This window comes from Pseudomonas sp. R3-57, assembly GCF_051132065.1.
Taxonomy (GTDB): domain Bacteria; phylum Pseudomonadota; class Gammaproteobacteria; order Pseudomonadales; family Pseudomonadaceae; genus Aquipseudomonas.
On sequence record NZ_CP071655.1, the window covers coordinates 3055363 to 3074878 of the forward strand.

Here is a 19516-nt window from a genome sequence, read left to right on the forward strand (position 1 = left end):
AGACACGAGGTGTCTTCCCGCTGGCTTTTCCGTGGCTCGGCAGAGGTGAAGCGAGTTGTGTGTTGGCAGAAAGGGGTGCAGCGGCAGGCGCGGGCGCCCGGTGTTACCTGGGCGCGAAATCGTAGTTATAGAACGCCCGGGAGTGGTGATGGCCGTACTTGCGCGCCTTGCGCAAATCGACTTGGTTGAGCACGGTGCCGAATACCGGCACATGACTCTGTTGCAACATGGCGAGGCCGCGCTGGACCTGACTGATTGGGGTGCTGTCGGCCTTGACCACGTAAATCACCGCGTCCGAATGCTTGGCCAGCAACAGCGCGTCGCTGATCATTTCAGCAGGCGGCGAGTCGATGATGATGTGCCGGTAACGCGAGCGTAGTGCTTCGAGCATGCGCGCCATGCGTGGTGAGCTGAGCAGATCCTGCGGCGGTGGTTGCAGTGCGTTGGCCGGCTCGGCAGGCGAGGGCAGACGTGGCGCGGCGAGGGAATCGCGCGTCGACGGCATGACCTTGCCGGCCAGCAACATGTCCAGATTGCCCACCGAAACGATGCAGTCTTCGAGTCGGGCGGTGCCGGCAATCACGTTCGCCAGGCCAGGGCTGTCGGGCGGGAAGTCGAAATTCTGCGACAGCGTGGGCTGGCGCATGTCGGCATCGATCAGCAACACGCGCTCCAGCGGCGTCAGCGAGCTGGCGAGGTTGTTGGCAATGGTGCTTTTGCCTTCACCGGCCACCGTCGAGGTAATCAACACCACTTGCGAGGGCATTTCGTTGCTTTGCAGCATCAGCCAGGTGCGCAGGTTGCGGATCGTCTCGGAGAAGCGCGGGTTGTCGTTGTCTTCGAACAAACGCGCCAGTTGCCGGCGGTTTTTCTTCATGACCAATGGCACCACGCTGAGCAGCGGAATGTTCAGCGCGCTTTCGATCGACTCGTCGGTTTTAAAGGTGTTGCTCAGACTTTCGAACAGCAGTGCCAGCGCCACACCGATCACCGCCGCGATCAAAGAAACGATCGCCACGATCAAGGTTTTCCGCGGTTTGCTCGGATCGACCGGAACAATCGCCGGGTCGACGATGCGCACTTTGGTCGAATCCATGTCTGCCGTGGCGGTGGTTTCCTTCAAGCGGGTGACGAAGGTTTCGTAGAGCGCCCGCGAGCTGTCGACCTCACGCTGGAATTCACGCAACTGGAATTCCTTGCGGGCAATGTCCTGAATCTGCGCCTTGTTGCTGTTGAACGACTGGCGCAGCGAGGCCTCACTGGCGCTGGCGAGCTGGTATTGCCGCTCGATCCCGGCGACCACCTGTTGCACCTGCAATTGCAGGCTGGTGGTGGCGGTGCGCAACTCAGACTGCGCGGACAGCAGGCTCGGATGCTTCGGCCCATAGCGACCCGACAGTTCATCGACCTTGGCCTGGGCCAGGGCACGGTCGGCCTGGAATTTCTGCACCAATGGGTTACTCAGCACGGCGGGCACGCTGGAAAGTTTGCTCAGATCGCCGTTGCCCAAGGCCTTCGCCTGCCGGTACTCGCTTTCCGCTTCGGCGCGGTTGCGCCGGGCGTCGACCATGCGATTACCGGTCATTTCCAGTTCGTTGGCGCTGATCGTGGCGACACCGCCAACGTCCACCAGTCCTTGCTCTTCGCGGTAGCCCTGGAGCTTTTTCTCGGCGGCGCGCAAGTTGTCACGCAGCTTGACCAGCCGGGTGTTCATCCACGCCGTGGTGGTTTGCGTGGATTTTTCACTGGTGTCGAGCTGGCTGTCGGTGAAACCGCGGGCCAGCGCATTGGCCGCCGCGGCGGCGAGAACCGGGTCGGGCAGCTCGACCTCGATTTCCAGCAACTGGCTCTTGCCGACGAACTTGACGCTGGTGTGCAGCATCAGGTTTTGCGTGACCTGGTTGAACACCTCTTCTTCGGTGACCGCCGGTTTTTCCGGCAGCCAGCGCTCCAGACCCAGCCCCGGTAACCATTTGTCCAGATCAATAGCGGCCAGCCATTCGCGCGGTGCAAACCATGACTTTGGCTGCTGGCGCGGGTCTGTGACGGGGTGGGTGGTGAGGCCAAGCTTTTTCACCGCACGCTCGGCCAGATCCCGCGATTGCAGGAGTGCCTGTTGCGTCTGCAGGTAGTCCGTGGTGTTGCTGTTCGAGTCCTTGACCTGCTGAAAGGACATCAGCGGCGGGCTCTTGTCGTTGAACAGCAGGGTGGTGCTGCCGATGTATTGCGGCGTGATGTTCGAGACCACGATGGCCGCAAGCAGACCGCTCACCAGAATCAGCCAGCCGATGCTCCATTTCGCGCGCCAGATCACCCGCCAGAGTTTCAGCAGGTCCAGGGTGTCCTTGTCTTCGCTGTGCTGTTGATGCTGGTGCACATGCGCTTGCAAAGGACGTTCGACGTAAGTGCCAAGGCTGTTGTCCATGATCAGAAGAACCCTTGTGCAATGGAAATGGTGTCGCCGGGAGCAATCGTGGTGCTGCGCGTCACGTTATCGGTGTCGGTCGCGCCACTGTCGCCTCGCAAGATGGTGACGCGCTTGATCGAGGCCCGCTCGGTCAGGCCGCCGCCCAGGGCAATGGCTTTTTCCAGGGTCAGGCCGGGCACGAACGGATAGCTGCCGGGCTTTTTCACTTCGCCATTGATGTAAAACGAGCGGTATTCGATCTGGCTGAGACTGACTTTCGGGTCGACCAGGTAGCCTTGTTTGAGGCCATCGACAATGATCTTTTCGACTTGGCCGGGAGTCAGCCCCTTGGCGGAGATTTCGCCGAGAAAGGGGTAGGAAAACGTGCCGGCATCGCTGAGCCGGATCTTTTTCAGGCTCAACTCCGGCTCACCAAACACAATGATACGCAACACATCGCCAGCGGCCAGTTTGTATTGCGTGGCGGGATCTGCCGCGTAGACAGGCGCTGCCATCGCCAGCGTGAACGACAAGACAAGTGCGGATGTGTTCATGTCGAAACCCTCTCAAAGGCTGACGTTGAAACTGATCTGAAACACGTTGCGGGTGAAGCTTTCGTTGTCGGCATCGGAGTCGTTGTCGCGGAAGCGATAGCCGACTTCGATATCCAGCCAGCGGCGCATGGCATAGATCACCGCCAGGTTGTAATCCTGAAAGTCATCGGTGCGGCTTTGCCCTTCATAAACGTAACGACCCAGGCCGGCCTGGGCCACAGTGGTAATCCGCTCGGTCCAGCCGTGTCGCCAGCCGACCTGGGTGAAGGTCGATTTCACGGCCTCCGCGCCATCGTCACCCTCGGCAAGCGCCTGGCGCGCGACAAAGGTAAACGTCGAATACGTGCGCGGTTTCCATTGCAGATCGACTTGCCAGGTGGGGTTGTCGAGGTCATTGGATTCGTCGCTGTCGAAGTTCTTTTTTTCGTAACCGACGCGCACTTTGCCCGTCGTGCGTGCCGTGAAATCCCAGACGGCACCGGCGAGTACGGCGTCCGATACGCTGCTGCGCGGACTGTTCGCCTGCTTGTAGTCGAAGTCGGTGTGGTCATATTCGAGCAAACCTCGAGTGTTGCTGCCGATGCGGTGGTACCAGGTGCTGGTCAAGGCCGTGGTGTCGCGTTCCTTGTCGGCATTGATGCCGTCGCCATTGTCGTAGCGCAGTTGCGCGTAATTGACCCCGAGGTCGATCTGGTTGTCCGCGCTTTTGGCGCCAAAGGTATAAAGCCCGCCGACCCGTTTGTTGTTGAGCTTGTCATTCACACCCTCGACCGCCGTCGATTCGGTGCGCTCCCATTTGCGATATTCGGCGTCCAGCTTCAAACGATGGCGATCGGTGAACTCCATCACGCTCTCGGCACGCACACGTTGCGCTGTGTTCGAGGCATCGGAATCGTCGTGATAGATGTAGCGCGTCGGTTGCCAGATCACTCGCGTGGCGCTGTTGCGATCTTCGGCCTTGAGCTCGAAGGAGGGCGCCAGTTTGGTGATCATCGAGGACTGCTTGTTGTCTTCCACTTCGCGGAAGTTGTCGTCGTAACTTTCCGAAAAGATGAACGTCGGCGTGAAGTCGAATCCATAAACGTTTATCGCTTGTGGGTCGGTGCTCCAGGCCATTCCCGGGTAGAAAGAGGCCATGATCAGTGCAACAGGGCAGCGTGATTTCCAGGCCATGTCATGGCTCCTGAGAAAAGGCACGGGGGACGAGCAGTTATTTGTACGATTGAAAGCTGTGTTTTTGTCGTTGAATAACGCTAAGCGGCAGACAGACCGGCTGTTCGCGGTTGAGAAACTGCAGCAGCAGCATCACTCGATCGTTGCCGTGCAAGGCCTGGAATACACCCTCAAGTGGAGAGAGCGGGCCGCTGATGATGCGCAACTGCTCACCGGGTTCAAGGCGGCCTTGCACATCCGAATCCGATCCCAGGCAGCGCTCGCGCAGATGTTCGATGACATGCTCTGCCACGGCGACGGGACCATGATTGAATTCGACAATCCGGCTGACGCCACGGGTCGAGCGCAACGGTGCCCAGTTGTCTGTGCGGCTGAGCTGGATAAACAGATAACCGGGGAATAGCGATTCCATCACGCGCTGTCGTTTCCCGCGAATGACGCGCTCAGTGAACAGTTGAGGGTGAAAGACCACGAAGTGTTGCTGGAGCAGGTTGAGGTGTGCGCGCTCATCCTGGCGTGGTTTGCATTGCAACAGATACCAATTGGGTTGATCCGAGCTGATTGCTGGCATGCGAGTAAACTCTTTGATGTTCGAGAAGTTTAGGGCAGGCAGAAGCTCTATTCAGGGCTGTGTGGAGACAATTGGCAGGGTGTGTTCTTATTATGATGTAACGTTGCTGTGTTTCAATAATGAATCACTTGTCCGGCTCGATGTTGGCTGAACTTTTTCAAAGACAAAGCTACCGCACAGTCTGCATGTTCGCAGTGTTTACGTTAGGTTGCTAAGGGGTTAGCTGTGGAACTATCTGGAGCGAATGAGAAGGCACTCGCGCCACGTTCAGCTAGACGTTGGTAGTTATCGGCCAGTCTTCGCAGTCTGTCAAACGATCCGAGTCAAAAAACACGCCATTTGTCGACTAGCGGTATCTCCTGCGCCTATCTCCTTGTTTTCAGTCCATTTTTATTTTGACGTTAAAGCGTGTCCGGTTTTTTTACATTGACCGGCAGCGTCAGATCGTTGAGATCCTCCACCACTGAGCGGCTACCAAATGCTTATAAGCTATGGACGGCTTCTGGCGGACGGCGTTATAACTCATCGCCTATTCGATTGAGGGGAGCAGGGACTATGACCGTTCTTGTGACTGGCGCGGCAGGCTTTATCGGGTATCACACGGCGAAACGATTAGTTCAACAAGGCCAGCAAGTAATCGGTATCGACAATCTCAACGATTATTACAGCGCTGAACTAAAGCGGGCGCGACTAAAGCAACTAAGCGAACTGCCAGGTTTCGAGTTTCAACTGATGGACATAGTCGATAAGCCGGCATTGATGGCGCTGTTCAAAGAGCATCGTTTTACCGAAGTCATCCATCTGGCCGCTCAGGCCGGTGTGCGTTACTCACTGGACAACCCTGACGCCTATGCGCAGTCGAATCTGCTGGGCTTTTTGAACGTGCTGGAAGCCTGTCGATTTTACCCGCCGACGCATCTGATCTATGCATCAAGCAGTTCGGTGTACGGGGCTAACAGCGAGCTGCCTTACAGCATTGATAATCCGGTCGAACGCCCGGTTTCGCTGTACGCGGCCACCAAACGCGCCAACGAATTGTTAGCCAGCAGCTATTGCCATCTCTACGGATTGAAAGCCAGTGGGCTGCGCTTTTTTACTGTTTATGGGCCCTGGGGCCGACCGGACATGGCGCTGTTCAAGTTCACTCAAGCGATCCTGCAGGGCGAGCCGATCGATATTTATAACAACGGCCAGATGGCGCGGGATTTCACTTATATAGATGACATTGTCGAAGGTATCGCATTGTTGCGTTGCAATCCGCCGGCAGCGGCGAAGGAGGGCGAGGGCGTTAACAAACTGTTCAACATAGGGCGTGGCAAGCCTATAAAGTTGCTGGATTTTGTCGACTGCCTGGAGAAAGCGCTGGGTATTAAAGCTCAATACAATTTTCTGCCGTTGCAAGCGGGCGATGTCGTCAGTACATGGGCCGATGTATCGGCACTTGCACAGTGGACAGGGTTTTCTCCGCAGGTGGATATTGCAGATGGCGTGTCCCGATTTGTTGCGTGGTATCGCGACTATTATCAAATCCAGTCGTGACGATTAGTGAGATGAAAGGCTGATACAGGGCCGCTAACCGCAGCTTGATTGATAGCTACACTAAATGACGGTTTAGTTGAGTTATTCCCATAGGTTATTTGCAGAGGAGGGGATCTGTTTCAGGAGTATAGGGGATATCCACCCAGAAACGATCATCCTCCATGGGTTCTATCAACAAACCGGCTCTTTCAGCCAAGTCATCGATGATGTCTGCAATTAGAGTAAAGCTGGCTTTATTTTTCCACTCACCATAGTCTTTAGCGATTTCGAGACAGGCAGCTTGTAAGCGCTCAAAATATGGCAAAAACCAATGATCTTTGAGAGTTGAGGCCGTTTTTTCAGAGTCCTGCCAACGAACTCCCAAACCTTCGAGGTTACCCAAGTGGTAGGCAGCGAACTTTAGAACGTCGCCGTAGCACCCGTATATCTCACCTAGAATCTGATCAACTGAACCATGCTCTCTGTAGTTCAAAATCAGTCTATTGGAGCGTTTGTCAGCTTGAGCTAAGTCGTTGATAAACGTGTTTTCATAGGCTTCAGTCTGGCTCTCTCCAAAACCAGCAGAAATGGACGTGACCGCAAATTCGTCCCACACGGCAAGAATTACTTGCCACTGCATTTGTTCCAGAATCGACCCATTTTTCTGACGCAGTAGCACGTTAGGGAAGCAGCGGTCGAACGCATTAGTCACTTCAACATGCCCGCACTCATGGGCCAAAATATGGATTGCATGATCTCGACCTTGGGCATCTTCCAGGTCAATAAGAGGCGAAATATGGTGTGCATTTAGGACAATGTGCGACTTCAAAGCACCGTTACGCAAAACGCCAGGCGTCATGGCAACTCCTACAACGTGCGAGTTAGTAGCGGTCAGCTTGTAGTTCGTTTCGTACCCGCGATCCAGATCGAGCAAAGCTTGGTTGTAGTCGACGGCAAGCGTTACGCCGTCGAGGCCGCTCAAATCGAATTTCCCACCCAGTGCACGCACAGCTTCGCCAACGATTGTGGCAAGGCGTGTTGCCGTGTCGGCATCAGTAAAGCCTCTTGCTTGGATACCAAACTGTTCAGGCATCTTGGAGGTAAACTTCTTGGCGGGTTCAGCGGAAGTACTCTGCGAGTCGTCCATGATGATTATTCTCTGGGAATGGGATGAGCGATGGTCGGCAAACCCATTATCGTCAAGGCGCGTGCGTGGTGTCGAGTTACCACGGATGGCAGCAGTTGAAATCTTTGCACCAACTCCACGCTGAACGCGGCAAATTTCAGACAGCGTCGTGGCTGGCGACATTCCTGGAAGCGCTGTTCATACAGGTCGATTAGGTACGACGGATACGGCAAGATCAACGCTAGACCTTTGAGAGATCAAACGATTGCCTGACCTGTGATCTGCAAACAGATCCCGCGACGAAGGACGCCGGACTCGATTCTCACGCTAGCGTTTAAGGATTTCCGATCCCGGCATGAAGCCGATGCGCATATTTAAATAATATTTTTCTGGATGCAGTGAGCGGAGGTCACTAAGGGGCTGATTTTGCGGCCGTTTCATATTTAGCTGTTTATTCGCATATTTAAAAAATCTCGACATACATCGAGGCTAATCCTGTAATACCTTGTTACGTGTAATGTATATTATGTTAAATCATGGACGGGAGTAGCCTCAGGTTCCATGTCAGCGTTTCCTAAATATTGGACGGAAATTTTCTGAATCCGGACGCTCGAGCCTCGGTAATTTCAAAGGCTTGTGCCTGCCTGATCGACTCCGTGTCCCTTAGATATTTTTTGATAACGGACGCTGTTTGCTCGGAAGCTTCTAGCCTGAGAACCTCCAATGAATCGTACTCCTTCTCTTGGCCTGCCACACATCCTCCCATCGACAGATGGTAAGCAGATCACAACCGCCTTTATGGGTTAGGTGAATACCTACAAGCCGCTCCGCAACAATCACAGCGCAACCTATGTGCCAGACACATTAGCTTTTCGGACTACACTCATCCTGAGCTAATAAACGTGCCATTCCCATGAACTGTATGTCAAACCCATTCCCAATTTTCCCGAAGATGTCGGCGTTCGTCCGCTGCTTAAACGAAGGCGTGGACTTTCCGGCAAACGTCCATGTCCTTCGACGGCTATCCGATGTCGACCCTTCATGCCTCCCATTCGAAATGTGCCGCCATGCCGCGGATTTTATCCTTGAATCAATGCAGACAAAGCAAACACCTTGGGCTAGCCGTTACTTGGACTACACGTCTGTGTTGCAGATGGCGCTGAACTGGAGTTTTCTTGTTGACCGGCAACCCATAACGGAATGGGATTGTGAGAGCTTTACTCGATTTTTGCACTTCATTAACCAGCCTGACGAGAATTGGGTATCTCAGCGTACCGCTGGATATCGCTTCCTGTTCCGTGGCCATCCTGTTCTCACAAAACAGCCAATTAATCCGGCTTGGCGCCCTTGCTATCGACCGGCCCCCGATAATCCGATCGTCAGCACAGTCATGCGCAAAGTGCACGGTATTACTTTTCATTTCCTCAATTATTTGTGGCGCGCAGGGGTTCGGGGGCAGCCGGCGCCGGTCATGGCTAAGCCTCCGGAAACCCCACCAAATAAGGGGCTGGACACTGCAAATCTTTCGCCCATCGAACTACATTGGCTATTCGCACATCTTGAGAACAGGCGCTTTAGCAACCCCGAATACGAGCTTTGTCGATTCATGTTAGGTGTTGCGAGATTCACGACTATTCCGCTGGCTGGCTTATGTCGGGACGGCGCGCACGCGGGGTTGCTAAGCCAGTTTTTGATTTATCCGCGCCCGCCCAAGCAAAGTGATGCGTCTCGCAGCAGCCACGGCGTATTCATTGATAACCCAGGGGCACCTGTCGAAACTCAGCGTCCGCTATGCAATGAATTCATTCTGATTTTGAAGGACTACGTTGAATCTCGAGGGCTGCCGATCACATATGCGCTTCCTGATATCTGTACATTGACCGATAGTCGGAGGTTGAAAGGCATGGCTATCTGCAGTGTTCAGGACGTAATCCGACGGAATCGGGTCGCTATTGCCGATGCAGCAAGGAATGATGAGACGCTACTCGGTGCAACAGAAACTGCGGCAAAACTCTTCCAGTTGACGTTCAGCCAGGTACGGCGTTCGGCGCGCGCAAACCGGCAAGTGGTGTGTAATAAAAACCAAAATTCCTAGATGATCTAAAAAGTTGCTTGTCGCTTCATATGACTTGCTCAGGCTGCCTACTAGCACTGCTAGGTAGCTGCCTACAATTACGGTTGCCCCTCGAGAGCGCCCCGCTCCTCTCAACTTCAGCATCCGCACTGGCAGTTTGGAGCTACCAGGTTTGTCGATGTCGTGGTCGCATAGTCAATGCTCTGTAGCCCTTCCTTTTTCCATGCAAGAACCCACTCAAGCTCAGTTGGTCGATAGCACCGCTGGCGCACGCCACCAGCCATACGGATGTCAATCCTCGACTCAAGTAATTCATGGACGATTCGCCAGTTGTAACCACTGAGATCTTGCACCTCGTCGATCTGAATTTTGTCTCGAATAGACTTAACTCTTCGTTACAACACCTGTGTGTCGGCCATCAGTTCCAGCGGAAGGCGGCCAATGCGTAGATCTGGTCGCTACCATCCATAAATCTCTGCTTCCCGTTCGTTTAAGCAACTTAATAATGGCGATTGTCCTCTGGGGTTCGCTCCACTGGAGGCTCAGCCATTACTCCTGGGAATGCTGAGCACATGAGCATTTTCAATAGAATCAATACTATTTCTGCGGGAAACGGTGGCCGCGCCGACGCCACAGTTCACCAAACGGAGGATTTATAGGCGATGGTCGGGGTTTACCGCGGAGGCGCAGTGATGGGGTCACAAATACGTCTGCCAGAAACTGATCGATTTCGATCCTTCTAACTATTCTTTTATTACTGGCGAGTTTTAGTTGCAAAGCAAACTTTTCCAATGCTTTGGCAAAGATGGCATTACAGAACTCGGTCTTACCATCATCAATGACGTAGCCTAGGGCCTCAGAAAAGTGGTGTGCGATAGGATTCCGAGCATAGTTGATAGGCGTGGCTAACAGTTGACGAATGTGAGTCTGAACGTTTTTCGCGACATGTGCTTCTTGAATTGAGAATCCGATAATACTTTGAGTTAATTTATCGACCGCGAGGGTGATAATTGGTTTGTACGGGAGCTGATTTAGCTTATGCGGTATATTATGCAGATGTATGCCACCATTTAGTGAGGGGACTTCATTCCTCTTATTCATTTTTTAATTTCCTCTAGCGGGCGAATTGAAATCTTTATTTCAGATGACAGCCTAGGATTTTCTCCTTAAGAGTCAAGATGCAGATCTTAAATTTATGAGCTTGGTAGAAGTGCTAAAAAGTCAAATTACGTTTCCAGTGCGCAATAGGATCGACTTTGCTCATTCCCGTTTTTTTTCAATTGACGCCCAGTCAATTTGTGTTAATTGCTTTGGTGGATATATTGATAATGATAACAAAATCAAGAGGTTTGAACTGTAGACTAGCGGCCTGTTCGTGCTATTTATTTCAATAAATTGCCAATTTGGCAATATTTGTAATTAAGATTTCTCTTTGAGGCATTAAACAAAACAGATGCATTGTCAAAATTTTTCGATTGTTTTTTTGCATTTTTGTTATTTCAGGAGTTTTTTATATGATATTTTAATATGTGTGATTCGTCGATTATGGTTTTTGAAAAAAGCAGTCAGTAGTAGCGTCGCTCCACCTATTGTTGTAGATGTCCAGCAATCGCATGCTCCGTTAAATTTTGAAGCGCGCTCCGGATTCTGGATGTGTGTGGTTCATCTCGATGCATATCACTCTTGGTGTTGATCATTTGCTCGTCCACTCGGGTGATGGTTTCATTTCATTTCGACGATGTCGGCGCTCGATACGCCCCCTGCCCCAAGCGTCACGCTCTGTAATTTCTTGCGAATTCAACGCTACGCATGGCGCTGAATGATCGATAAGATAGGGCCCTCTATCAGTTGTGCGAGCCAGGTATGGCAAGGGCCCCAAAGCCAAAGGGACAGAAAGCTCCCACCCCTAAACCGAAACCCCAGCAGAAGAAGGTCGCAAGTCCTATTTCCACGGGCGGGCGCGGTGGTGCATTCGAGCAACGCGTGCAAGCGGTGCGGCTGCTCGCTATGTGCCTGGGCATCCCGTGTGCGGGGTTGCGCGAAGGATTTGTCATCGTAGGGTTGCTGTTCCAAGGTCGAGGATTTGACCACAATACTGACGACCTGGTTGTCTATGCTGCGTCGGGGAGTACCGGACAGAAAGCAACCATCAGGATGCAGATGAAGCGGTCACTCAAGGCGACTGCCAACGAAATTTTTACCGAGGCCGTAGGGCTTGCGTGGCTCGACTTCATCAAGCCAACTTTCCAGCGCGGACTGGACGACAATCTTATTGTGTACCACGTGTCCAGCTCGTCTTCCATGGAGGGCGCCGTGGAGGTGGTCAAGCTGGCCTTAGCGTCGATTTCGCATGAATCTTGGCACGTCCGTGTGCAGTCAGAGGGGCTGAGTAACGCTCGAAACCGAACTGCTTACGCCGCCATTAAGGCTGCAGCTGAACAATATAATGAGGCGGCGGTTAGCGACGAAGACCTGCGCCAGTTCGCGTTACACCTGAAATTCTTGCCCCATGACCTGGACTCGGATCGCACTCAGGAAGCCGGATACCAAAAGCAGTTCATCGCCCAGGCATTGCCAAGCCAGGACAGCGGCGCGGTGTGGTCGCAGTTGTTGGCTGTGTGTGCTGAGCTCAATGGCACGGCCGGAGAAATCGATCTCTCTTCCGCTTCAGCCCATCTGGGTGAGCTTGCCAAGGAATTTCATACGGCCAAGCTGATACGCGAGAGTGTGCAGGCCTACCAAATGGGTACGATGCCTATCAGCCATGAGCGCGCGTCAGAGCTTACCCCGCTGGCGGAATATCTCGCTCCCCTCCTCTCCGTTGGCCGCGCTGCCGGTAGCACACTGCTGACTGATGACCTCCCCATCGCAATCCAGGGGTCGGAAACTACATTTGCTACGCGCCAGCTCGACCGCATCAGCACGCTGCACAACGATCGCCGATACAAGGATGCCTTGACTCAGCTGGAACTCCTCGAGGACGAGCTGGACACGTTTGATATTCACCAGAAGGCCCGTTGGTATTTCCTTCGTGGGATGTGCTTCTGGCATCTTGGGAACGATGAGATCGCCTCGACAGATCTTGAGGCAGCCGCAAACCTCTATATCGACGATGATCGTTTCGCTGCGGGTCATGTCCGGGCTCACATGCTCAAAAATGATATTCAGGCTGCTCTCCAGGTTGGCCAGGCGGCACAGGCTCGCTTTCCGGAGTCGTATTCGGTATGGATCGCTTACACCAACGCAAGAGTCCTCAATAGAGAAGAGCTAACTGAAGACGAGATCCCCGAAGCCTTTCGCGATAAATCCGGGGCCTGGCAGATGGTGGCCAGTTCCAGGGCTGGCGCCGGGGACGATCTTGGTGCCGTCAACGCTATCAAGAAAGCGTTGGAGCAGCCTGACAGCTCTATTTTCATCGTTGAAAACTATCTGCGCTTTGCCCTGCGACTCGCCACAGATAACCCGTTCCACGTGAATACGCGATCCCAGCCTCAGGATCGACGCGAGCTCATAATGGACGCCATGTCCAAGTTTGAGGATCGTGAGGCTGTGCTATGGGCCGAGCAAAGTCCTAGGACAACGACTGACGTCGTGTTCCACCTCGCCTATGCGTATCTGCTATTGGGGCAGCCGGCTCAGGCGTTGGACATGATCGACCAGGGAAGACAGCGTAGCCTCCCAGAACATGAGACATCGGCCCGAGTGGAGCTTGAGGCCCTATGCGATTTGAATCGTGAAGGTGAAGCGGTTGATCGCTTCTGCGATCGCCTTGAGCAGCTTCCCGATGACGCACTGGTGGTCTTCGGCCAAGCATGCTTGGTTGCGGGTCGGGAGCCAATGCTCGAGTCTGCCTATGGTGTACAGGTGCAGCGGCCTGTCACGGATGAGTCGGCGAAAGTGCTGCGGATACTCCGCCACATGCACTGGGAATTGTTGCTGCGTCAGCAACGCAATAATGCAGTTCAGAAAGAGCTTTCGCTGCTAGGTGTCACTCCCCAGAACAGCAATATCACCGATGGGGTTTTCGCTGCTCGGGCCTTCATCGATAACGAAGCAGTGCGCCAGGCATTCGAGAATCGTGTGGCTGAACTCGCACCGCAAAGCAGCGATTTGCTGGAGCTGTCCATGGCATCGCAATGGATGCTCCATGCACGGCGTCACGATGACGCTATCGCAATGCTCGAACGCGTGCTTCCCCGCGACTCGTTTACTCCACTGCACGTGGATCTTCTTCACGCCTACGTCCTAACTGATCAGCGTGCGAAGGTTCGAGATTTGCTGGAGTCGCTTCCTGGTGAATGGCGCCAGTCCGCAGATGTCCGAAACGTGGCTTTGAACGTTTACGGTAATGCCGGTGATTGGCCCAAAATGCGTGAAATCGCAGAGATGATCGCTTCTGAGAGCCCCCTTGATGCTAGTGCATGGTTGTTGCTGATCCAGATTCTAGCCAACATAAACCCTGAGCAGATGGACGCGTGCATAGCCGCGCTTCCTGTCTTTCTGGAAGGCTCCGCTCAGGATCAATTGAAACTTGCTAACGCAGAGATCAGTCGGGGGATGCATGATCAAGGTATCGCCCGCATTTACCGCACCATGCGAGTTAGCTCGGGAAATCTTGAGGCTGCTGCCGGTCACATCTCACTCATGGTCATGGCATCCGGCACGGTGGACGCTTTCCTCACCAACCCAGTCGAGGTCGCTTGTGGTACGTCAGTCGAACTCGAAGATAGCAACGGCGGCAGCGGTTACGTTTCAATAGATTTTGACTTTGCCCCCCCTCTCTCACCTACCGCCGAGTTCATCGCTGCGAACTCCGCGCAGGCTGTCGCGCTAATGGGTCTCAAAGTTGGCGAAACCACAACTATCCGTAGCTTGATAGGAGAGCAGACGCTCAAGGTTAAGCGGATTGTGACCATTCACCGACGTCTGCTCGATCTATCATATGGGCAGGTCTCAAGCGCGGTCGTTCCGAGCAAAAATTTAGTCGCCATGACCATCCCCACGCGTGAGGATGGTGAGCTGGATATCTCCTTCTTCATCGAGCAAATCGAACGAAAAAAAACCCAGGGCCTTAAAACAATTGGGCTCTACAGCCAGCACATGGCCACGCTCGGGCTGATCGCACAGATGCTCGGTGTGGATGTGATCGATCTCGTCAGAGGCTGGCCCGATGAGGGGCCATTGCTGGAGGTCTCGATGGGTGTGGGCCAGACCCATGATGAGTTCCCGGTTATCGCTGCCTCCGATCACTCTTGGGTGGTAGATTTTCCCATGCTGGTAGAGCTTGCGACGCTTGGAATGCTCGATGTACTTGAGCACATCCCCAGCCTGTATGTAGCCGCGGCCACCAAGCAGGCAATCGAAACGAAGATAGAGTCGTCTTCGCGATTTCACAAAGGAGGGATGCTATTCTCACGCGATGGGCAACTCGGCATGCAGCAGCAGACAGAGGAAAATTGGCATCGGGAGCGTGCCTTTTTCGACTCAATCCGTGCCGCTATTGATGAGTATTGTGACGTGGTACCGGCATATGGCCCACCCACACTGCCGGCACAGATGCATACGCTCAAAGACATTCTGGGTGAAGGCGAGTATGCAACCCTGCTTGTTTGCCTGGAATACGGCGGTGGGCTGCTGTCGTTAGACGCCCGCCTCCGAGCTATAGCAGGACTCCTGGAGATCAAAGGAGCATCTCCTAAACTGCTACTGACGAATGAGCTGTTTTCCGGGCGCTTGGTGCGTGCCGAGTACTCCCGGGCGGTTATTCAAATGGTGATGACCAGGCGCAGCTTCATCTCGATCCAAGCTGCCGACCTTGTCACCATGATGGATCAGGGTGAAACGTTTGCAAACATAGGTATCAACCGATTGCGGAGTTACTTGGCCGAGCCGAACCTAACATTTGATACTGCTGTGCCCGTTATAGTCGACTTTGTCTGTCTGATGTTTCTGCAGGTGCGCTGTAACCTAGGTGTGATGCTGCAGCTTATTGAGTACTGTTTTGAACCGATGTTCCGCCACCCGAGCTGCCCTGACGATTTCCATAGGTTGGCGCACACACGGATCCTGCTCACGTTAGCCGGTGTAGAAATCAATTCCGTGGCCCGCAAAGCCATAGGGCACAGACTACATGTTGCGATGCAGCGCGCAGAGCGACCTAGCAGGCCGGTGACACTGGAAGCGAAGGTTTCCTTCGCTTATGCAGTCCCTTTCTGGGCGGTCGTGGTGCCCTCGCCGCTAGCTTCTATTCAGCTAAAAGCCCAAAATCCTGCACCGGCATCGGCTCAGAGCGGTCATACAGAGGAAAGCAGGAAAGCGGATTAGCATTCATCATGCTGCAACCTGACAGGCAGCATGTTCCGCAGGAAATCACCTTCTCGGAGCAACAACTATTCACGTACAACTGACTTTCTGATCCGTTAACCGGAGCCTGCTCTGCATATGAAAATTGAAGCGCTCAGCACCTATGCCAAGGGTGACCGATTCGAGGAGCAAGTCTTTGAGTTCCTGTCTCGTGAGATCAATGAAGGTCGCTTTTATGTCTTCCGACCTGAGTGCTGCAAAATTTTCAGGAAGAAGGGCTACTACTCCCGCGACCGAGAAGACTTCATCATTTTTGATATTTCGGTCGAAGTGTTCCTGCCTGGCTTCGAGACCCCATCGTTGCTTGTGCTCATCGAATGCAAGAACTACAGCGGCAAAGTGCCTGTGGGGGACATCGAAGAATTTGGATCAAAGATCAGTCAAGTGGCCGGCTTCAATGCTAAGGGTATTTTTGCCTCCGCCAGCGCGTTTCAGTCCGGCACGTTCAACATTGCGCGGAATCGAGGCTTCGGTGTCTTGCGTTACTTCGATCAATCTGAGTTCAGATGGGAGCTTCCTCGCGCCCTGTTAACCGGGGCGCTTAGCGCTAGAGCTCGTAAGCGCGCAGAGATCGAATTCGCCTTAACCCAAACGGATTTTCGGCCTACCGTTTATAGCGCCTATGCCGTAACTCCTGCCGGTTTTACGGATGGCTGGGAAGGCATCTGGAAAGGCCTCGACCTTGTGAGTGCTTTTAAAGAGAACGATATAAGTCTGATTCGTCAGCCCACGCTTATCGAAACACCCAGGGTTGCGTTCATTTCGCGGGACAAAATAGATCGCTTGGCGCAGCAGGCTTTGAAATCCATTTCATACATCCGGGGAGAGGTTGATCTTACTAAGCTAGTGTCCAGGGAAGCTGATGTCAGTGGACTGTCCGTGAGCTTCATTGAGGACTCGGGCTCAGCCCTCGGCAGTATCACGTTCAACCCGCTTGAGATCAAAATCTTCGGGGCAGATAGCCAATCCCACTTGGCCCGATTCACACTCGCCCATGAGTTGGGGCATCACTTTTTAGGTCATAAACGTTACATGACACGAGAAGCCATCCGAGCGCAGGACATTGACCAGAGCCAGCTCATCACCATCCCTAAAGGGGAAGTTGAGCGGCTGGAGTGGCAAGCAAATACGTTTGCTTCATGCCTCTTGATGCCTAAAGAGGACTTTCAGGCTGCGTTTGGGTTGTTACTACAGCATCTTGGCATCCGAGATCGCGGTCACGGGCATCTGTACTTAGACAGTCAGAGGGACAACGTCATCCAGTTTCATGCTGTGTGCAATTCTCTGAGCGGATATTTTAACGTTTCGAAGACAGCGATCCGATTGCGCATGAGGGCGTTGGAACTGCTGGTCGAGGTTGGTCGGCAAGATTGATCTGCATCTAACGGGGAGTTTATGACGCATGGTCGGGTGGTTCCTGAGCGTACAGTTCTTTATCGCCCCGCCACTCTTTTGCACTCCGATCGATACCTAGCGCCTACTTCATGCCCCCAAGCTACGGCCAGCGTACTAAACCAAGCTCCTTGAGTCGTAACGCCATTGCCGAATCGGATACTCCAAACTGCGTAGCAAGCGATACGACGTTGAGGTTATTGAAGCGTTGGCACCGCGCCAGTGCCAGCTCTCTTTCCAAGGAGTCTGACGAGGCATACAACAAACCCTCGATGTTATGCGCATCGAGGTGATATGCGACCGTATCGTTAAAGTGAAGCTGGTCTCCACATAGGAATAGACGCCTGAAACGGTCAGCGACCAGCTTCGCAGGCATCAAAAAACAAGCCGCAAAGAAATCAGCCTCCCTTTCTTCAGGGTTTCGAGGCCCGCCGACTGGACGGCCATCTAACGCCCGATCCCTATGCATAACCTCACCTTTATGTAGGGCGAGGTGGCCGATTTCATGAGCACCCGTGAACAGTTTTACCGTGGAAGAGAATTCTTGGGAGATTGCAATGCGGTTCGCTTGGCGATCAATCAGACCTGCAATCTTAGGGCCGGAGCCGCCTTGGATGAATTTGGGGTCACCGAGATTCGGAAGCTCCCGATATTCAAAGCCGTACGCTAACGCCGCCTTTCTCGGATCACGCGCCTGAAGCGGGGTGATATCTTGATCGCCCCACAGGTGATATCGGTCGCGCCAGAGCATGCGCAGCAGCTCGGATGCTTCTTGTTCGATATTTGGCATGTCCATGCAAATCACCGCATGTAGTGTTCTTGGCTTTATAATAACCCAATATGTAGGCTTTTCAAGCCCGTCGAACATGCGTTGGTTGTGCTCGGCACACTGCTGCTAGTTTGCTTTACTCGAGTGAGCCGCTTCGATACTTGACTGAGCTCGGGTTTCCAATCGAGGGCGGGTGTCGAGCTGTATGAAAGCTGGCGGTAATATGCTGTTCGCCAGCATCAAAGTGAGTCGCTGATGAGCCCACTGAAGCCCGGAGCATTCTTCATTAGGGCCTATAGGTTTGAGCGTGGCTTTGTTCATGGTCACTTCCTCGACGGTTTTGTGGGTGCTGTCTTTAGCTTCTCGGATGCAGGCGCAAATGTGGTGTTCGAATCGCTTCCATCTGTCTCAGCTTGTGTAGCCTGCACTCGCCGGAGTTGCTCATTCTCCGATTGGGCAGCGGCAAGCAGCAGTCTTGCCTCTAGCTCGCGCTCGCCGCTCTTGGCTGCTGCTTCATTCAGTGCCGTGGCGTCTTGTCGAAGCGTGGCGATCTGTTCCTGGAGCTGCTCAGCAACGCCGGCGGATTTCGCCGCTGCGAGTTTCAGTCCTTGGATCTCGCCAGTCAGTGTCTGTATGTGCGCCTCATGGCCGTGTAGCATTTTCACCTGCTGCCTGGACTCTCCAAGCAACCGCTCGTTGTCACGATTTAAACGAGTTAGGTCATCCTGTTTCAGCACCAAGGTTTCCTGCAGCTTGCGCTTCTCCACTTGAGCCTCGTGGAGTTGGGATTCATGTCGTCGTTGATCTTGATCACGCTGCTCTTTGACAGACTGCCGGTAGTGCTCCAATGCCCCGCGCGCATGGACATGCTTTTCCTCTAGGGAGTGGATCTGTTTATCCCGGTCACTGACCAAGGCTTCTAGGTCAGTACAGCGTTGATTAATTCCGGCATTGCGTGTCAGCTCTGCCTGGAGCGAGGACTGCGTTGTTTTTAGGTCAGCAGTTTGAGCCTCAATGGCTGCTTGCTGAGTGTCCAGCTGCCTACGCGCTGCGATCAGTTCAGTTTGCAGGCTGGCGATCTGCGCCTGGAGCTCTAAACGCTCCAAATCAAAGGCTGATCGGGACTGTTCAATCGACTCGTTGCCCTCCTCCATGAGTCGATCCAGAAGGCTTTCAACCATTGCCGAAAGTTCTTCACCCATGCGTTCGCGGGACGATATTGGGCGTGGATCGTAGGATTCGATCTCTTTCAGGTACCGGGCAATGGTTGTCTTCGACCCGGTATTTCCCAGCTCCACACGCACGGCATCGATGCTTGGGTATGTGCCCCTAGCGAGCAGAGACTGCCTTGCTTTTTGCACCACCGCCTTGTTAATGCCGCCACGAGCCACGTGAACTCCTACGATTTCGTGCTGTGTTACGTGTCATGTAATTACGTGATACACTACCACCTATTTTTTGGACGTAAAGTCCAATAATTAAAAAGCTATAATAGTGCTTTATGGCTTCTTGACTCTCTATGGCGCCCAGACAACCTCCATGTAGCGCAGGAAGACAAAAATGCTCCGA

At 53.6% G+C, this 19516-nt stretch carries 12 protein-coding genes; 4 read left to right on the forward strand and 8 right to left on the reverse strand.

Features of this window, described 5'->3' with window-relative positions; translation table 11 throughout:
- Window positions 1-103 precede the first annotated feature (103 nt).
- Genes J3P93_RS13780 through rfaH form a run of 4 tightly spaced genes read right to left on the reverse strand, consistent with a single transcriptional unit; the run spans window position 104 to window position 4705 of the window.
- On the reverse strand, window positions 104-2425 hold the full coding sequence (locus J3P93_RS13780; RefSeq protein ID WP_434598261.1) for a GumC family protein: 2322 nt from the start codon (window positions 2423-2425) through the stop codon (window positions 104-106).
- A 2-nt stretch (window positions 2426-2427) separates the two neighbouring features.
- Complete coding sequence (locus J3P93_RS13785; protein WP_434598263.1) at window positions 2428-2961, reverse strand: polysaccharide biosynthesis/export family protein; 534 nt, start codon at window positions 2959-2961, stop codon at window positions 2428-2430.
- Window positions 2962-2973: 12 nt separating this feature from the next.
- Window positions 2974-4134 (reverse strand): outer membrane beta-barrel protein, encoded by a 1161-nt coding sequence (locus J3P93_RS13790; protein WP_434598265.1) that lies wholly within the window; start codon window positions 4132-4134, stop codon window positions 2974-2976.
- Between the two features lie 37 nt (window positions 4135-4171).
- Window positions 4172-4705 (reverse strand): transcription/translation regulatory transformer protein RfaH, encoded by a 534-nt coding sequence (gene rfaH, locus J3P93_RS13795; RefSeq protein ID WP_434588738.1) that lies wholly within the window; start codon window positions 4703-4705, stop codon window positions 4172-4174.
- 555 nt (window positions 4706-5260) lie between these two features.
- On the opposite strand from rfaH, the gene J3P93_RS13800 reads away from it, so the two are divergent.
- Window positions 5261-6244, forward strand: a complete 984-nt coding sequence (locus J3P93_RS13800) for an SDR family NAD(P)-dependent oxidoreductase (RefSeq protein ID WP_434588740.1) — start codon at window positions 5261-5263, stop codon at window positions 6242-6244.
- 94 nt (window positions 6245-6338) lie between these two features.
- Here J3P93_RS13800 and J3P93_RS13805 read toward each other — a convergent pair whose 3' ends face one another.
- On the reverse strand, window positions 6339-7370 hold the full coding sequence (locus tag J3P93_RS13805; protein ID WP_257118136.1) for a hypothetical protein: 1032 nt from the start codon (window positions 7368-7370) through the stop codon (window positions 6339-6341).
- A 901-nt stretch (window positions 7371-8271) separates the two neighbouring features.
- On the opposite strand from J3P93_RS13805, the gene J3P93_RS13810 reads away from it, so the two are divergent.
- A complete protein-coding gene (locus tag J3P93_RS13810) occupies window positions 8272-9444 on the forward strand; it encodes a hypothetical protein (RefSeq protein WP_434588742.1) in 1173 nt (390 codons plus the stop codon).
- Window positions 9445-10020: 576 nt separating this feature from the next.
- Here J3P93_RS13810 and J3P93_RS13815 read toward each other — a convergent pair.
- On the reverse strand, window positions 10021-10524 hold the full coding sequence (locus J3P93_RS13815) for a hypothetical protein (protein ID WP_434588744.1): 504 nt from the start codon (window positions 10522-10524) through the stop codon (window positions 10021-10023).
- A gap of 1059 nt (window positions 10525-11583) precedes the next feature.
- Here J3P93_RS13815 and J3P93_RS13820 point away from each other — a divergent pair.
- Together J3P93_RS13820 and J3P93_RS13825 are read left to right on the forward strand one after the other, a co-directional pair.
- Window positions 11584-15747 (forward strand): tetratricopeptide repeat protein, encoded by a 4164-nt coding sequence (locus J3P93_RS13820; RefSeq protein ID WP_434588746.1) that lies wholly within the window; start codon window positions 11584-11586, stop codon window positions 15745-15747.
- A gap of 117 nt (window positions 15748-15864) precedes the next feature.
- Window positions 15865-17160: an ImmA/IrrE family metallo-endopeptidase gene (locus tag J3P93_RS13825; RefSeq protein ID WP_434588748.1), complete on the forward strand. Its 1296-nt coding sequence runs from the start codon at window positions 15865-15867 to the stop codon at window positions 17158-17160.
- 121 nt (window positions 17161-17281) lie between these two features.
- On the opposite strand, the gene J3P93_RS13830 is transcribed toward J3P93_RS13825, so the two are convergent.
- Both J3P93_RS13830 and J3P93_RS13835 read right to left on the reverse strand, forming a co-directional pair.
- Complete coding sequence (locus J3P93_RS13830) at window positions 17282-17974, reverse strand: ImmA/IrrE family metallo-endopeptidase (protein ID WP_434588750.1); 693 nt, start codon at window positions 17972-17974, stop codon at window positions 17282-17284.
- A gap of 296 nt (window positions 17975-18270) precedes the next feature.
- On the reverse strand, window positions 18271-19338 hold the full coding sequence (locus tag J3P93_RS13835; protein WP_434588752.1) for a DNA-binding protein: 1068 nt from the start codon (window positions 19336-19338) through the stop codon (window positions 18271-18273).
- Between the last annotated feature and the right edge of the window lie 178 nt (window positions 19339-19516).

Coding starts and splice junctions, on each gene's coding strand:
- J3P93_RS13780 (WP_434598261.1), bottom strand. CDS start 2,425: ATGGACAACAGCCTTGGCACTTACGTCGAACGTCCTTTGCAAGCGCAT.
- J3P93_RS13785 (WP_434598263.1), bottom strand. CDS start 2,961: ATGAACACATCCGCACTTGTCTTGTCGTTCACGCTGGCGATGGCAGCG.
- J3P93_RS13790 (WP_434598265.1), bottom strand. CDS start 4,134: ATGGCCTGGAAATCACGCTGCCCTGTTGCACTGATCATGGCCTCTTTC.
- rfaH (WP_434588738.1), bottom strand. CDS start 4,705: ATGCCAGCAATCAGCTCGGATCAACCCAATTGGTATCTGTTGCAATGC.
- J3P93_RS13800 (WP_434588740.1), top strand. CDS start 5,261: ATGACCGTTCTTGTGACTGGCGCGGCAGGCTTTATCGGGTATCACACG.
- J3P93_RS13805 (WP_257118136.1), bottom strand. CDS start 7,370: ATGGACGACTCGCAGAGTACTTCCGCTGAACCCGCCAAGAAGTTTACC.
- J3P93_RS13810 (WP_434588742.1), top strand. CDS start 8,272: ATGTCAAACCCATTCCCAATTTTCCCGAAGATGTCGGCGTTCGTCCGC.
- J3P93_RS13815 (WP_434588744.1), bottom strand. CDS start 10,524: ATGAATAAGAGGAATGAAGTCCCCTCACTAAATGGTGGCATACATCTG.
- J3P93_RS13820 (WP_434588746.1), top strand. CDS start 11,584: ATGAAGCGGTCACTCAAGGCGACTGCCAACGAAATTTTTACCGAGGCC.
- J3P93_RS13825 (WP_434588748.1), top strand. CDS start 15,865: ATGAAAATTGAAGCGCTCAGCACCTATGCCAAGGGTGACCGATTCGAG.
- J3P93_RS13830 (WP_434588750.1), bottom strand. CDS start 17,974: ATGGACATGCCAAATATCGAACAAGAAGCATCCGAGCTGCTGCGCATG.